The 578-nt window shown below is 69.0% G+C and carries 1 protein-coding gene; it reads right to left on the reverse strand.

What is annotated here, in order from left to right:
- Positions 1-578 (reverse strand): glycosyltransferase family protein (locus tag GBZ26_RS29825; protein WP_211105021.1); only part of this gene is annotated, 578 nt, incomplete at both ends.

Here is a 578-nt window from a genome sequence, read left to right on the forward strand (position 1 = left end):
GGCGGCTCATGGGCGGCCCAGGTCATGCCGGGCTCGAAGCGCCAGGTGCGCAGCCATTCCTGCTGGGGGTTCTGGGCGTAGTTGTGGCGGGTGCTGATGAGCCGCTCCGGCCCGACGAAATAGTCGCACCAGTAATAGGCGGCGGTGCGCTTGGGGTCGGCCTGGAACATGGCGTGGACAGTGCGGATCTGCTCGGCCGTCCACAGCTCGTCGGCGTCGATCTGCCAGAGCAGGCCGGGCGTGGCGATGTGGGGCAGCGGGGCGTTGACCATCTCGCGCTTGCCGTCCCAGAACGTCCCCGGCGGCTTGCGGTGAATGGTCACACGGTCCGGGTGGCGGGCCGCCAGCTCGTCCAGATAGGCCGAGGTGCCGTCGTTGCTGCGCCCTTGGTCGTGCACGCTGTCCAGCACCCGGCCGCCCGCCGCCAGGCTCCAGCCGGTGTCGTGCTTGAGCGCGGCCACGCCTTCCACGACGTGCCAGTGCCAGTCGAAGGGCAGTTCCGCGAACACCCGCTCGTGGTAGCGGATGAAGGGCTCGCCGTTCAGCACGATGGTGAAGAAGTGGATCGGCAGGGGATG

Source organism: Azospirillum formosense, from assembly GCF_013340925.1.
Taxonomy (GTDB): domain Bacteria; phylum Pseudomonadota; class Alphaproteobacteria; order Azospirillales; family Azospirillaceae; genus Azospirillum; species Azospirillum formosense.